Raw genomic sequence first — 12908 nt, 5'->3', positions numbered from 1 at the left:
TGGGCTCGGAGCTGTGTATAAGAGACAGTGCGTGAGCAGCGTGAAGAGCAGGGATTCCAGCAACATGGCGTGCGCCTCCGGAGCGGGCACCCGGGGTGCCCGCAGGGTCCATCTACCGCATCCGGACGGACCCCGGGGGGCCAGCATTCACCGCTGTGTGGCTTTGACCAGACGCTTCCGCTGCTTCACGCCCAGCAGGTAGAAGCGCTCGCGCAATTCCTGGGCCTCCTCGGGGGACAGGTCCCCGGAGCTCCCCAGGTGCTCGTCCCGCCAGGCGATCGCCCGGGTGATGCTGGCGGACGCCGCCGCGGAGATGTTCAGGCTCTGGCTGAAGCCCTTCATGGGCACCCAGAAGGTGCCGTCCACGCCGGTGAGCACGTCGTCGCTCACGCCATAGCGCTCGTTGCCGAACACCATGGCGAACTTCGTGTCGAAGCGCAGGCTGTAGAGGTTGGTGGCCCCCTCGCGCAGCGCCGACGCGTAGAGGCTGAAGCCCCGCCCCTTCAGGTGCTCGCGGCACTCCGCGAACGTCTTGTAGAGGTGCACGTCCAACCACTTGTCGCAGCCCTGGGCCACCCGCAGGTTGGGGATGAAGGGCGCTTCCGGGTTGACGACGACGTGCACCTCCTGCACGCCCATGGACTCGCAGGTGCGCAGCACCGCGGCCATGTTGAAGTTGTCCTCCAGCCGGTCGAGGACCACCACGAAGTTGCGCGTGCGCTGGCTGACGACGCGGTCGATCTTCTCCTTCCGCACGTCGAGCAGGAACTGCTCCGGCTCGACGACGTCGCGCTCGAACTTCTCGTAGCGGGGGCCTCCACCAGCCATCGGCTTAGCGCCTCCCGCCGGACTTCTTCGCCGGTGCCTTCCGGGCGGCCTTCTTCGCCGGGGCCTTGCGAACCGCCTTCTTCGCCGGTGCCTTGCGCGTGGCCTTCTTCGCCACGGGCTTGCGCGCGGCCTTCTTCGCGGCAGCCTTCTTCGCCGGAGCCTTCTTCGCGGCGGCCTTCTTCACCGGAGCCTTCTTCGCCGGAGCCTTCTTCGCGGCGCCCGCCTTCTTCACCGGAGCCTTCTTCGCGGCAGCCTTCTTCGCCGGAGCCTTGGCGGCGGACCTCGTCGTCGGCATCTCGACGTGAATCTTCCCGGTGCGGCCGGTGAAGAGCACCTCCGCCACCGCGTCCATCAGGGGCTGCATGCCCTCGCCCGTGGCGCAGGACACCGGGAACACGCGAATGCCCCGGCGGCGCAACGCCTCCGTGAAGGGCCCCAGGCGCTCACGGGCCTCGGTCAGGTCCAGCTTGTTGGCGGCCACCACCTGCGGCTTGCTGGCCAGCTCCGCGCTGTACTTCTTCAACTCCGCGTTGAGGATGTTGAAGTCGTCCAGCGGCTTGCGGCCCTCACCCTCGGCGCCCATGTCGATGAGGTGCACCAGCACCTTGCAGCGCTCCACGTGGCGCAGGAACTGGTGGCCCAGGCCCACGCCCTCGCTGGCGCCCTCGATGATGCCGGGGATGTCCGCCATGACGAAGGACAGGTTGTCCTTGTACTGGACCATGCCCAGGTTCGGCACCAGCGTGGTGAACGGGTAGTCCGCCACCTTCGGCCGGGCCCGGCTCACCCGCGAGATGAACGTGCTCTTGCCCGCGTTGGGGAAGCCCAGCAGGCCCACGTCCGCCAGCAGCTTCAGCTCCAGCCGCAGGGTGACTTCCTCACCCTTCCCGCCGTCCTGCGCGAAGCGCGGCGTCTGGCGCGTGGAGGTGGCGAAGTTCATGTTGCCCAGGCCGCCCCGGCCGCCCTTGGCCGCCACGTACTGCTGGCCCGGGTCGCTCAGATCCACCAGCAGCTCGCCGGTATTCTCGTCGCGGATCAACGTGCCCACCGGCACCTGGAGGACCATGTCCTCGGCGCCGTGGCCGTTGCAGTCGCTGCCCATGCCGTGCTCGCCGTTCTTGGCACGGTGGTGCTGCTGATAGCGGTAGTCCAGGAGCGTGGTCAGCTGCGGATTCGCCACGAACATCACCGAGCCGCCGTTGCCGCCATCCCCGCCGTTGGGGCCGCCGCGCTCGATGAACTTCTCCCGCCGGAAGGCCACGGCACCGTTCCCGCCGTCTCCCGCCTTCACGTAGATGCGTACTTCGTCGACGAACTTCATGGGGCGACCGCCCTCCTGGAAAAACACAAAGCGGGCCGTCCTCGCATCCACCCGTTCCCAAGGGAACGAAAGGACCAGGAACGACCCGCTCGGTAATGACCGTGCCCCGGGTCTCCCCAGGGCAACCGACTAGGCGCTCGCCTCTGCGGCGGCCGGGTACACCGAAACCTTCTTCTTGTCGCGGCCGAGGCGCTCGTACTTCACCACGCCGTCCACCGTCGAAAAGAGGGTGAAGTCGCGGCCGAGCTTCACGTTCGTGCCCGGGTGGATGACCGTGCCGACCTGACGGACGAGGATGCTGCCCGCCGTGATGGTCTCACCGCCGTACACCTTGACGCCGCGGTACTGCGGGTTCGAATCACGCCCGTTGCGCGAAGAACCCTGACCTTTTTTATGGGCCATGACACCTGCTCCTTGAAGTTCGTGTGGGAATGACCGGAAAGGCGACTAGCCGGAGATCGAGGAGACCTTCACCTCGGTGTACGACTGGCGGTGACCCCGACGGCGGGTCCAGCCTTCCTTCTCCTTGCGGAAGTGCAGGACGCGGCGGTGCTTGTCCTGCGCCAGCACCTTGCCCACGACCTTCGCGCCCGCCACCGTCGGCTGGCCCACCTTCGGGCTCTCAGAGCCACCCAGCAGGAGGACCTCGGTGAACGAGACCTCGGCGCCGATGTCACCAGCGATCTTCTCGATCCGGATAACGTCGCCCTCGGCGACGCGGTACTGCTTTCCGCCCGTGCGAATGACTGCGTACATCGTCGAACCCCTGTCAGCTTCGGGTTGGTTCAACCCATGGAATCCAACGCGCATTTCGGACGGAGAACCGGCCGGCGCGCTAAAAGACGGCGGGACTTACGGGAAACCCTGGGGGGAGTCAAGGCAGTTGGCGGATCAACCCGCCCCCAAGACTCCTATTTGCTTTTGAATAGAATTCCCGGAATAAAGTCCACTGGACCGCACGCGAGCGCTCGTTAGGATGCGCGCCGCTTGCTTTCCACTTGTACCTCATCCCTGAGGGGGAGAACCATCATGAAGAAGATCCTGTTCGGTCTGGCGGCCATGGCTTCGCTCACGCTCACCGCTTGCGGCGGCGGCAGCATCTGCGATCAGCTCGAGGACGTCTCCAAGGAGTCCGCGGACAAGGCGGAGGAGTGTGGCCTGACCATCGACGCGGACGACAAGGAAGTCACGGACGCCGAGCGCGAGCAGTGTGAGACGGCGACCGAGAGCTGCTCGGACGCCGACAAGGAGGCCTTCGAGAAGTACGCCGACTGCGTGGCCGACGTGAAGGGCTGCGCCGACAAGTCCGAGGCCGAGCAGCAGGCCTTCGCCCTGCGCGTCTTCGCGTGCGCCAGCAACCTGACCTCCGTGAGCGCCGCCTGCAACGCGGCCGCTGGCGAGTAGTCGTCAGTCACCTCCCAGGTCCAACCTGGTAGTCAGGGCCCGGTTCCCTCCCCAGGGAATCGGGCCCTTTCATTTCGGGCGCCAGACAGGCGAGCGCCCAGCGCCCGGTCCACCACGCGGCGGCGCTGCTGGTACTCCCAGTCCAGGGGGTCCAGCTCCAGGCCCCGCTCGTAGGACTCCAGGGCCCGCTGGAGCTGGCCGTCGCGCTCCAGCGCGTTGCCGGTGAGGAAGTGCACCCGCGCGGTGCCCACTGCCCGGGGCTGCTCGGCCAGGAACTCGCGGCGCAGGGCGTCCGTCTGGGCCGCGGTGAGCCCGGCGTCCAGGCACCGCGCCACGCCCCGGGCGTTGCCCAGGCGGGCGTCGTAGCGGGCCCGGCGCAGCGGCACCCCCAGGGTGTCGCCCGCGTCCCTCACGCGGATCAGCATGGACTCCAGGCGCGAGCGCTGCCCACGGGACAGGGGCCGCTGCCGCAGCGCGGACAGGGCGGTCCACAGCTCCCGCGCCCGCTCCCTCGCGGACTCCAGATCCACGTCCGGAGAGAGGCCCAGCACCGAGTAGTGGGTGCCCTCCCCTGCCAGCTGCCCCCGCCACATCGTCAGGACGCGTTCGGCCTCGGGGTCGTCCGGCGGGTCCCGGGGCGCGGGGGCCGGTGAGGCCAGGGCCCCGGCCAGGTGCTGCTCCACGCGGGCCTTCAGCGCGGTGGACGGCGCGACGAACTGCACGCCGAAGCCCGGGCGCATGCTCCAGGCCTGGGCCTGCTCGGGCGAGACGTGGCGCACCACCTCGCACGTGACGGACTGCGGCCCCGAGGACAGGGGCAGCACCACCTGGACCTGGGCGAACAGCGGGGGCAGCTCCCCCGCCGCATGCAGGAAGACCCCGCCGCGCGTCAGGTCGGAGCCCGTGAAGGCCCGGGGCTGCGCGCCCGGCTGGAGCACCACCTGCACGGGCACCGGGAGCGTCTTGCCCCCGGCCGTGCCCGGAGGGGCCGATGGCGGGGTGCGCCGGGGGCCCATGGCGGGCGTTCCCGGAAGTGCTCCTCCCGGTCCGGGACGGGGAACCCCCACGGCCGCGCGTGACGGAGGCGGCCGCAGGGCGAGGGCCTGCTCCAGCGCGGCGCGCAGGGCGAGCGCGTTCGGGAAGCGCTCCTCCGGACTCTTCGCCAGCGCGCGCAGCACCACCGCCTCCACCGAGGCTGGCACCGCGGGGCAGATGGAGCGCGGGGCCGGTGGCTGCCGCGTCTGGTGCGCCACGAGCTGGGCGGTGAGCCCCTCGTCGGGAAAGGGCAGCCGCCCGGTGAGCAGCTGGTAGGCGATGACGCCCACCGCGTACAGGTCCGCGCGGCCGTCCAGGCGCCGGCTCAGGGACTGCTCCGGAGCCATGTACTCCGGCGTCCCCACGATGATGCCCGCCACCGTCTCCGGCATGCTCGCGTCCACCAGCTTCGCGATGCCGAAGTCGAGCACCTTCACGAACGGCATCCCCCGCCCACGCTTCACCAGGAAGATGTTGTCCGGCTTCAGGTCGCGGTGGACGATGCCCCGCGCGTGCGCCGCATGCAGCGCGTCACACACCTGGGTGAGCATGGGCACCACCGCCCCGGCGGACAGCGGCGTCCCCACCCACGCCGACAGCGGCGCACCCTCCAGGAACTCCATGATGAGGTACGGCCGGGGCGCGGTGGCGTTGAGGTCGAAGATGCTGACGATGTTCTCGTGCCCGATGAGGTTCACCGCCCGGGCCTCGGCGTGGAAGCGCTGCACCAGCTCCGGGTAGCGCGTCAGGTGTTCGTGCAGAACCTTCACCGCCACGCGGCTGCCAATGGACACGTGCTCGGCCAGGTAGACGGACCCCATTCCGCCCCGGCCCACCCGGCGCACCAGCCGGAAGCTGCCCATCTGGGTCCCCACCAGCGGATCCACCTCCTCCGCCACGGCCACGGCGGCCGGCGCCTCCACGGCCTTGCCCGCGCCGCCCCCGGCCTCCCGGACGAGCGTGTCGCACGACGTCCCCTCGCCATGTCCCCGCCCGCACGCAGTGCACGTGCGCTCGTTCCTCGCGACTTCGGCCATACCGCGCCCCCCTGGCCAATTCCCCGCCCAATCTGCACATCCCGGAAGCCCTGCATCTACTGCCGCCAAGGGTGGGTGTCTCAAAGTGAGGAGGGTCCCCAGCCCCTGGGCCGGGGTGACGGTTGGGCGGAGGACTGCGACGTGTCAGGAAGGTGTCACGCGGATAGGATGCGCGCATGTCCCGCTCGGCCCGACGCATCCCCACCGTGAACCTGTCCCACTACCGCTCCGGCACTCCCGAGGAGCGGGCCCGCTTCGTCCAGGTGTTTGGCGACGCGCTCAAGGAGTTCGGCTTCGTGACCGTGGAGGGCCACGGCGTCGAGGACGCGCTCATCCGCCGCACGTACACGGACGTGGAGCGCTTCTTCCAGCTGCCGGAGTCCACCAAGACGCGCTACGCGGTGCCGGAGCGTCCGGGGCAGCGGGGCTTCATGGCGTTCGGCCAGGAGCACGCGAAGAACCGCAAGGTGGGGGACCTGAAGGAGTTCTGGCACGTGGGCCGCGAGCTGCCCGTGGGCCACCCGTACCGCGACGACTACGGCGCCAACGTCTGGCCGGAGGAGGTGCCCACCTTCCGTGAGCACACGCTGACGCTCTACCGGGAGCTGGACGACGCGGCGACGGTGATGCTCCAGGCGCTGGCGGACTACCTGGGCATCGCGCGCAACACGTTCAGCGACATGACGGTGGACGGGAACTCCGTGCTGCGGCTCATCCACTACCCGCCGTTGAAGGACCGCTTCATCCCGGGCGCGGTGCGCGCCGCGGAGCACGAGGACATCAACTTCATCACGCTCCTGTGCGAGGGCACGGCCGGCGGCCTGGAGCTGCTCACGCGCGACGGCGAATGGATTCCGGTGGACACGCTGCGCGGGCAGATTGTCGTGGACTCGGGCGACATGCTCAGCCGCGTGATGAACGGCGTCATCCCGTCCACCACGCACCGGGTGGTGAACCCGCCCAGCACGGAGCAGGACACCGTGCGCTACTCGATGCCCTTCTTCGTGCACCCGTTCAGCGACTGCGTGCTGAAGCCGCTGCCGCAGACGGAGACGCCGGACAACCCCGCGCGCCACCCGCCCATCACCGCGGACGCGTTCCTCCAGCAGCGCCTGCGCGAGCTGGGCTTCCTCAAGTAACCGCCGCGTGGGCGAGCAGTTCCTCCATGGGCACGCGGAAGTGGCGAGTCCCTTCCGCGCCGTGGAGCCAGGGCCCCCGGCCCTTGAGCCACGAGGGCCGCCACGCGCGTCCCGCTTCGTCCGTCAGTTCGATGCGCGCCACGGGCCCCAGACGCTGATGGCCCCGGTCGTACAGCGTGAAGAGCTGGAGCTGGCAGGCGTCGTCGTAGCCGCCCCCGAACAGCACGTGCGTGTCGCTGACGGTGATGGCGTGCGCGCCCCGTACCGGTGAGTGCCACACCGTGGAGGGCTGTCCGGGCCGCATGCGCACGAGCGGGAAGTCCGTGTAGCTGTAGAACCAGGTCTCCTGCTCCGAAGCGACGTTGAGCGCGTAGCAGTCCACGATGAGCTGCTCCCCGGGCAGCGCCATCCGCACGCCGCTCTCCTGCCGCTGCCCCCAGGCATCGAAGCGCACCAGGCCGTCCTCGCCGATGGGCGGGCGTGTGGCGTCGTCGCCCCAGCCCCGGTTGCCGAAGACGCCTTCGTCGAAGTAGCTGATCCAGACCTGTCCATCGGATGTCGTCTGCACGTCCGCGATGCCGTCCCCCAGGGTCAGCTCCCGCAGCAACGCGCCTTCCGGCGAATAGACGTGGGCGTTGCGCTCGTGCTCCTTGTCGGAGAGGTAGCGGCAGCGCGCGTTCACGAGCAGCACCTCGCCGCCGGGAAGCGGCTGGACGGAGTCGAAGTCCGGTGCACCTCGGGGCAGCGTGAACCGCTCCCAGGTGTCCCAGCCGTCCGCGAAGTGGAGGACCTCGTCCCCTTCGCCCTCCCCGTCCGCGAGCCACCACACGGTGTTGTCGGGGCCCACGCCCCGGGCCTTCGGCTTCCGGCCCACGAGCGCCTCCGCCGCGTCGACGAACGGGTGCACTTCAACGTGGAGTGTCCTCTTCATGGGCGTCACGGGGCCTCCGGGCACGGGCTCGACGGTGGCACTGCCGGAACCTGACGGTCCACCGCCGGGAGGCTCGCGCGTCAGGGGGGCCGGTGCCATCTTCGCTGCACCGTGGCCACCTCCCTCGACCTGTTCGCCATCCAGCCGCGCGTCACGCTCGACGACTACGCCTCACATGAGGCGTTCACCGCGCACCACCGGGCGCTCGCTGCCCGCGCGGACGCGCTGCGAGCCCGGGACGCCTCGGGCCGGCCGTTGAACCCCGCGCTGGCCGTCTGGCCGGAGATGGTGGGCGCGGCGCTGGGATTGATGGGGCACCTGTCGCGCGTGCGCCGCTGCAAGACGACGAACGGTGCCCTGACGCGCGTGGCGCTCGCGGAGTGGCTCGGCATGTTCCGCACGTGGAGCGCCTTCCATCCACCGACGATGGAGGAGTGTCTCTACGCCACGGTGGCGCCCCGCGTGCACCGCGCCATGTACGAGACCTTCTCTGGCATCGCGCGCGACTTCGGCCTGTGGGTGGTGGCCGGAAGCGCGCTGCTGCCCACGAACCGCCTGGGCCCGGATACCCCCGAGTACGCGCCCGCGGGCGCGCGTACCTTCAACACCAGCTACACGTTCTCACCGGATGGCCACTGCGTGGCCGTCACGCGCAAGGTGAACCTGGTGCCCACGCAGGAGGATGTGCTGCACCTGAGCCCGGGCCGTCCGGAGGACCTGCCGGTGCTGGACACACCGTTCGGGAAGCTGGGGACGCTCGTCTGCTACGACGGCTTCCGCGAACCCCACACGTCCGGCGAACCCTATTTCGTGCCCTGTGCGCAGTACCTGGACGCGCTGGGCGTGGAGGTGCTCGCGCAGCCCTCCGCCAACGCCTGGAGCTGGGACGCGCCCTGGGCCTTCAACGCGCCCGGTGAGACGCAGCTGCGCAGCGAGCAGTGGTTCAACGAGGGCCTCTTCACGCAGCTGCGCACCCTGAAGCGCGTGCGCTACGCGGTGAACTCGCAGCTCACCGGTGGCTTCTTCGACAACACCTTCGAGGCGCCCTCGCTCATCCTGGAGCGCCGGGGGCCGGACGACGTGCACGTGCTCGCCCGGTCCGCGGATCCACGCGGCGAGGACGTGCTCCACGTCACTGTTCCCCGGTAGGCGCCGCGGGAACGAGCCGCGCGTCATCCTCCAGGACGAACTCGAGCGTGGGGCCGCGCTCCTCCGGCTTCCATCCCAGGTCCCGCGCCATCACGATGACCCGCGCCACCAGGTCGGGGCCCACGTCGCGAGTCACGAGTCCGGTCATGTCGCCGTCGTCGACGTGGAGCCACGGATCATCGTGGCGGACACGGACGTGCAACGCCTGCCGGGTGGCCTCGGCCCACACGACCGTGAGCAGCCGCCAGCCCGTTCCCTCCGGTGCGTCCCGCCGCCCCCGAAGGCTCCAGCGGTACGAGACACCGTTCACCGTCAGGAGCCGGGCCACGAGCGCCCTACTCGCCCAGCTTCTTCTTGAGCAGCTCGTTGACGAGGCCGGGGTTGCCCTTGCCCTTCATGGCCTTCATCACCTGGCCCACGAAGAAGCCGTACACGCTCTTCTTGCCGGCCTTGTACTTCTCCACCTCGCCCGCGTTCTTCGCGAGGATGTCGTCCACCACCGCCTCGACGGCGCCCACGTCGCTCACCTGCGCGAGGCCCTTCTCCGCGATGATGTCCGCCGGCGCGCGGCCGGTGCGGAACATCTCCCCGAGCACGTCCTTCGCCGCGTTCGCGGACACCGTGCCCTTCTCCACCGTGGCCAGCAGCTCGCCCAGCTGCGCCGGGGTGAAGCGCAGCGCGGACAGCGGCGTGCCCTCCTCCTTGAGCAGGCGGCTCAATTCGCCCAGGAACCAGTTGGAGAGCTTCTTCGCGTCGGTGACGTGCTTCGCGCAGGCCTCGAAGAAGTCCGCCAGCGGGCGCTCGGCGGTGAGGATGCGCGCGTCGTAGGCCGGCAGGCCGTACTCACCCATGAAGCGCGTGCGCTTGGCGCGCGGCAATTCCGGCAGCGACTGCCGCTGCGAATCCCGCAGCGCGTCCGACACCAGGAGCGGCGGCAGGTCCGGCTCCGGGAAGTAGCGGTAGTCGTGCGCGTCCTCCTTGGAGCGCATGGACCGGGTCACGCCCTTGTTCACGTCCCAGAGGCGCGTCTCCTGGGCCACCTTGCCGCCAGACTCGAGGACGTCCACCTGCCGCGCGGCCTCGTACTCGATGGCCTGCTTGAGGAAGCGGAACGAGTTGAGGTTCTTCAATTCGCAGCGCTGTCCGTACGTGGTGGAGCCCTTGGGCATCACCGACACGTTGGCGTCGCAGCGGAAGCTGCCCTCCTCCAGGTTGCCGTCGTTGACGCCCAGGTACACCAGCACGTCGCGCAGCACCTTGAGGTACTCCACCGCCTCGTCCGCGTCGCGCAGGTCCGGCTCGCTGACAATCTCCATCAGCGGCACGCCCGCGCGGTTCAGGTCCACCAGGCTCTGGCCCGCGGACGCGGACGCGTCGTGCACACTCTTGCCCGCGTCCTCCTCCAGGTGGATGCGCCGCACGCGCACCGTCTTCTCACCGGAGGGCGTGTCGATGATCAGCTCGCCCCACTCGCAGATGGGCTGATCATACTGGGTGATCTGATAGCCCTTGGGCAGGTCCGGGTAGAAGTAGTTCTTCCGGCTCCACACGCTCGTGGGCTTCACCGTGCACCCGAGCGCCAGGCCCGTGCGCACCGCGTACTCCACCACGCGCTGGTTGAGCACCGGCAGCACACCGGGCATGCCCAGGCACACCGGGCAGGTGTGGTGGTTGGGCTCGGCGCCGAACGCGGTGGAGCAGCCGCAGAAGATCTTCGACTGCGTGAGCAGCTGCGCGTGGACCTCGAGGCCGATGACCGTCTGGAAGTCGCTCAGGGGCATGGCGGTGTCACCCTTGTGTCGCGCCCGCTAGACGGGGGCGGCGCGGCGGAAGAAGTCGTGCTCGCGCTCGAACGCGCGGGCGATGCGGAGCAGGCGGGCCTCGTCGAAGGGGCGCCCCAAGAGCTGCATGCCAATGGGCAGCCCCGCCTGCGTGAAGCCGCACGGCACTGACAGGCCGGGCAGACCCGCCAGGTTGCAGGGCAACGTGTAGACGTCCATGAGGTACATGGACAGCGGGTCGTCCACCTTCGCGCCCAGCTTGAACGCCGGCACCGGCGACGTGGGCGACACGATGGCGTCCACCTGCTGGAACACCTTCGTGAAGTCCTCGCGGATGAGCGTGCGGACCTTCTGCGCGCGCAGGTAGTACGCGTCGTAGTAGCCGGCGGACAGCGCGTAGGTGCCCAGCATGATGCGGCGCTTCACCTCCGCGCCGAAGCCCTGCCCTCGCGTCTGCGTGTACAGCTCCTTGAGCCCGCGCGCGTCCTTCGCCCGCTGGCCGTAGCGGATGCCGTCGTAGCGGGCCAGGTTGCTGGACGCCTCCGATGAAGCCAGCAGGTAGTACGTCGCCAGCGCGTACTTCGTGTGCGGCAGCGACACGTCCACCAGCGTCGCGCCCAGCTTCTCCAGCTCCTCCAGCGACGCGCGCAGCGTGCCCGCGACCTCCGGGTCCATGCCGTCCGCGAAGTACTCGCGCGGCACGCCCAGCTTGAGGCCGCGCACGCCGTCCTCCAGCCCCGTGAGGCAGTCCGGCGTCTCCACGTTCGCGGAGGTGGAGTCGAGCGGATCATGCCGCGCGATGAGCTGGAACAGCGCCGCGGTGTCCCCCACCGTGCGCGCCATGGGGCCCGGCTGGTCCAACGACGAGGCAAAGGCGATGACGCCGTAGCGCGACACCCTGCCGTACGTGGGCTTGAGCCCCACGGTGTTGGTGAGCGCCGCGGGCTGGCGGATGGAGCCGCCCGTGTCGGTACCCAGCGCGCCGAACACCTCGCGCGCCGCCACCGCCGCGGCCGAGCCCCCGGACGACCCGCCTGGCGTGCGCGTCAGGTCCCACGGGTTGTGGGTGGGGAAGTACGCGCTCGACTCGTTGGACGAGCCCATGGCGAACTCGTCCATGTTCAGCTTGCCCACCAGCGGCAGCCCCGCCTCCTTCAGCAGGCGCACCACCGTGGCGTCGTAGGGCGGGACGAAGCCCTCCAGGATGCGCGAGCCACAGGTGGTCGCCACGCCCTCCGTGAGGAAGATGTCCTTGAGCCCCACCGGCACGCCGTCGAGCGCGCTCAGCGGGCTGCCCGCCTTGCGGCGCGAGTCACTGGCCCCGGCGGCCTTGAGCGCCCCAGCCTCATCCACGCGCAGGAAGGCGCGCACCTTCGGGTCCACCTGGGTGATGCGCTGGAGGCTCGCCTGGGTGGCCTCCACGGAGGACACCTCGCGCGAAGCCAGCTTCGCCGCCAGCTCCAGCATCGACAGGTCGGTGAGCGACGACATGGCGGGCTACTCCAGGATCTTCGGGACCGCGAAGGCGGTGCCCACCTTCGCTGGCGCGTTGGCGAGCCCTGCTTCCGGGGGCAGTGACGGACGCAGCACGTCCTCGCGCAACAGCGAGGACGCGAGCGTCGCGTGGGAGGTGGGCTCCACCTGGCTCACATCGAGCGCTTCCAGCTCCGCCACCGCGTCCAGGACCGCGGACAACTGGGTGGCGTAGCGCTCCTCCTCCTGCGGCGTCAGCGACAGCCGCGCCAGGGTGGCCACGTGCCGGACCTGCTCGAGCGTGAGGGCCATGGGGAAGCCTCCTCCGGACGTCGATGCTACGGGGATGACGGGGACGACGTGCGCTTGAACAGGTTGAGCACGGCGCTCATCACCTTGCCGCTGCCCTCGTGGCCGTGCTGCTTGATGACCTGCTCCAGTTCACCCGCGTCCAGCCAGACGCCGTGACAGTTGAAGCAGCTGTCCAGCTCCACGTTGCCCTGCTTGAGCGTCTGCAGGTCCATGCCGCACTTGGGGCACTTCATGTAGTGCAGCTGCTTGAGCGACTCGCGCTGATGGACGGCCATCTCCTGGGACTGCTGGAGGGCCAGCTTGCGCTTGGCTTCAATCTCCTCGCGCGCGAAGTAGTCGTCTTCGTTGTGGGAGGGCTTTTCGGGGCTCAGGTCAGGCATGGTCTTGGGTTCTCCTTGGCGGCGGGCACCATACCCTCTCGCCATGGGGACGCGCCCGAAATGTAGGCCCTGTCCCGCTCCCTCGGAGCCCCCCTGGACGCCTGCCCGAAAATTGACC

14 protein-coding genes are annotated in these 12908 nt (G+C 69.6%); 3 read left to right on the top strand and 11 right to left on the bottom strand.

All coding sequences use genetic code 11. The features are described 5' to 3' along the window. Positions 1-147: 147 nt before the first annotated feature. The 4 genes from D7W81_RS33525 to rplU all read right to left on the bottom strand — a co-directional run bounded on the left by D7W81_RS33525 (position 148) and on the right by rplU (position 2905). Complete coding sequence (locus D7W81_RS33525; protein ID WP_120559478.1) at positions 148-828, bottom strand: TrmH family RNA methyltransferase; 681 nt, start codon at positions 826-828, stop codon at positions 148-150. A 4-nt stretch (positions 829-832) separates the two neighbouring features. Then, entirely contained in the window at positions 833-2149 is a 1317-nt protein-coding gene (gene obgE, locus D7W81_RS33520; RefSeq protein WP_120559477.1) for a GTPase ObgE, read from the bottom strand. A 129-nt stretch (positions 2150-2278) separates the two neighbouring features. Beyond that, positions 2279-2551 (bottom strand): 50S ribosomal protein L27, encoded by a 273-nt coding sequence (rpmA, locus tag D7W81_RS33515; RefSeq protein ID WP_120559476.1) that lies wholly within the window; start codon positions 2549-2551, stop codon positions 2279-2281. Between the two features lie 45 nt (positions 2552-2596). Continuing rightward, positions 2597-2905: a 50S ribosomal protein L21 gene (rplU, locus tag D7W81_RS33510; protein ID WP_120559475.1), complete on the bottom strand. Its 309-nt coding sequence runs from the start codon at positions 2903-2905 to the stop codon at positions 2597-2599. A 273-nt stretch (positions 2906-3178) separates the two neighbouring features. On the opposite strand from rplU, the gene D7W81_RS33505 reads away from it, so the two are divergent. After that, positions 3179-3553 (top strand): hypothetical protein, encoded by a 375-nt coding sequence (locus D7W81_RS33505; RefSeq protein WP_120559474.1) that lies wholly within the window; start codon positions 3179-3181, stop codon positions 3551-3553. A gap of 32 nt (positions 3554-3585) precedes the next feature. Here D7W81_RS33505 and D7W81_RS33500 read toward each other — a convergent pair whose 3' ends face one another. Further along, entirely contained in the window at positions 3586-5625 is a 2040-nt protein-coding gene (locus tag D7W81_RS33500; protein ID WP_208721566.1) for a serine/threonine-protein kinase, read from the bottom strand. 176 nt (positions 5626-5801) lie between these two features. Between D7W81_RS33500 and D7W81_RS33495 the strand changes: the two genes are divergently transcribed. Continuing rightward, positions 5802-6764 (top strand): isopenicillin N synthase family dioxygenase, encoded by a 963-nt coding sequence (locus D7W81_RS33495; protein ID WP_120559473.1) that lies wholly within the window; start codon positions 5802-5804, stop codon positions 6762-6764. On the opposite strand, the gene D7W81_RS33490 is transcribed toward D7W81_RS33495, so the two are convergent. Next, positions 6757-7695: a YxiH-YxzG fusion protein gene (locus D7W81_RS33490; RefSeq protein WP_147445711.1), complete on the bottom strand. Its 939-nt coding sequence runs from the start codon at positions 7693-7695 to the stop codon at positions 6757-6759. The genes D7W81_RS33495 and D7W81_RS33490 overlap by 8 nt on opposite strands. A gap of 111 nt (positions 7696-7806) precedes the next feature. Between D7W81_RS33490 and D7W81_RS33485 the strand changes: the two genes are divergently transcribed. Continuing rightward, a complete protein-coding gene (locus tag D7W81_RS33485; protein WP_120559471.1) occupies positions 7807-8844 on the top strand; it encodes a carbon-nitrogen hydrolase family protein in 1038 nt (345 codons plus the stop codon). Here D7W81_RS33485 and D7W81_RS33480 read toward each other — a convergent pair. Genes D7W81_RS33480 through D7W81_RS33460 form a run of 5 tightly spaced genes read right to left on the bottom strand, consistent with a single transcriptional unit; the run spans position 8828 to position 12790 of the window. After that, positions 8828-9172, bottom strand: coding sequence for a hypothetical protein (locus D7W81_RS33480; RefSeq protein ID WP_120559470.1), 345 nt, complete (start codon positions 9170-9172; stop codon positions 8828-8830). The genes D7W81_RS33485 and D7W81_RS33480 overlap by 17 nt on opposite strands. A 7-nt stretch (positions 9173-9179) precedes the next feature. After that, positions 9180-10625, bottom strand: a complete 1446-nt coding sequence (gene gatB / locus D7W81_RS33475) for an Asp-tRNA(Asn)/Glu-tRNA(Gln) amidotransferase subunit GatB (protein WP_120559469.1) — start codon at positions 10623-10625, stop codon at positions 9180-9182. Positions 10626-10652: 27 nt separating this feature from the next. Beyond that, entirely contained in the window at positions 10653-12116 is a 1464-nt protein-coding gene (gene gatA / locus D7W81_RS33470) for an Asp-tRNA(Asn)/Glu-tRNA(Gln) amidotransferase subunit GatA (protein WP_120559468.1), read from the bottom strand. Positions 12117-12122: 6 nt separating this feature from the next. Beyond that, positions 12123-12410, bottom strand: coding sequence for an Asp-tRNA(Asn)/Glu-tRNA(Gln) amidotransferase subunit GatC (gene gatC, locus D7W81_RS33465; protein WP_120523770.1), 288 nt, complete (start codon positions 12408-12410; stop codon positions 12123-12125). Between the two features lie 26 nt (positions 12411-12436). Beyond that, positions 12437-12790 (bottom strand): TFIIB-type zinc ribbon-containing protein, encoded by a 354-nt coding sequence (locus D7W81_RS33460; RefSeq protein WP_120559467.1) that lies wholly within the window; start codon positions 12788-12790, stop codon positions 12437-12439. Between the last annotated feature and the right edge of the window lie 118 nt (positions 12791-12908).

Source organism: Corallococcus aberystwythensis (genome assembly GCF_003612165.1).
Classification (GTDB): Bacteria; Myxococcota; Myxococcia; order Myxococcales; family Myxococcaceae; genus Corallococcus; species Corallococcus aberystwythensis.
Note: the sequence above shows the minus strand (reverse complement) of the source record. Positions and strands in the feature narration are given on the sequence as shown.

Bases quoted from the DNA above. Each gene is read 5' to 3' on its own strand.
- gatB (WP_120559469.1), bottom strand. From the start codon at position 10,625: ATGCCCCTGAGCGACTTCCAGACGGTCATCGGCCTCGAGGTCCACGCG.
- gatC (WP_120523770.1), bottom strand. From the start codon at position 12,410: ATGGCCCTCACGCTCGAGCAGGTCCGGCACGTGGCCACCCTGGCGCGG.
- obgE (WP_120559477.1), bottom strand. From the start codon at position 2,149: ATGAAGTTCGTCGACGAAGTACGCATCTACGTGAAGGCGGGAGACGGC.
- D7W81_RS33490 (WP_147445711.1), bottom strand. From the start codon at position 7,695: ATGAAGAGGACACTCCACGTTGAAGTGCACCCGTTCGTCGACGCGGCG.
- gatA (WP_120559468.1), bottom strand. From the start codon at position 12,116: ATGTCGTCGCTCACCGACCTGTCGATGCTGGAGCTGGCGGCGAAGCTG.
- rplU (WP_120559475.1), bottom strand. From the start codon at position 2,905: ATGTACGCAGTCATTCGCACGGGCGGAAAGCAGTACCGCGTCGCCGAG.
- D7W81_RS33525 (WP_120559478.1), bottom strand. From the start codon at position 828: ATGGCTGGTGGAGGCCCCCGCTACGAGAAGTTCGAGCGCGACGTCGTC.
- D7W81_RS33495 (WP_120559473.1), top strand. From the start codon at position 5,802: ATGTCCCGCTCGGCCCGACGCATCCCCACCGTGAACCTGTCCCACTAC.
- D7W81_RS33505 (WP_120559474.1), top strand. From the start codon at position 3,179: ATGAAGAAGATCCTGTTCGGTCTGGCGGCCATGGCTTCGCTCACGCTC.
- D7W81_RS33460 (WP_120559467.1), bottom strand. From the start codon at position 12,790: ATGCCTGACCTGAGCCCCGAAAAGCCCTCCCACAACGAAGACGACTAC.
- D7W81_RS33500 (WP_208721566.1), bottom strand. From the start codon at position 5,625: ATGGCCGAAGTCGCGAGGAACGAGCGCACGTGCACTGCGTGCGGGCGG.
- rpmA (WP_120559476.1), bottom strand. From the start codon at position 2,551: ATGGCCCATAAAAAAGGTCAGGGTTCTTCGCGCAACGGGCGTGATTCG.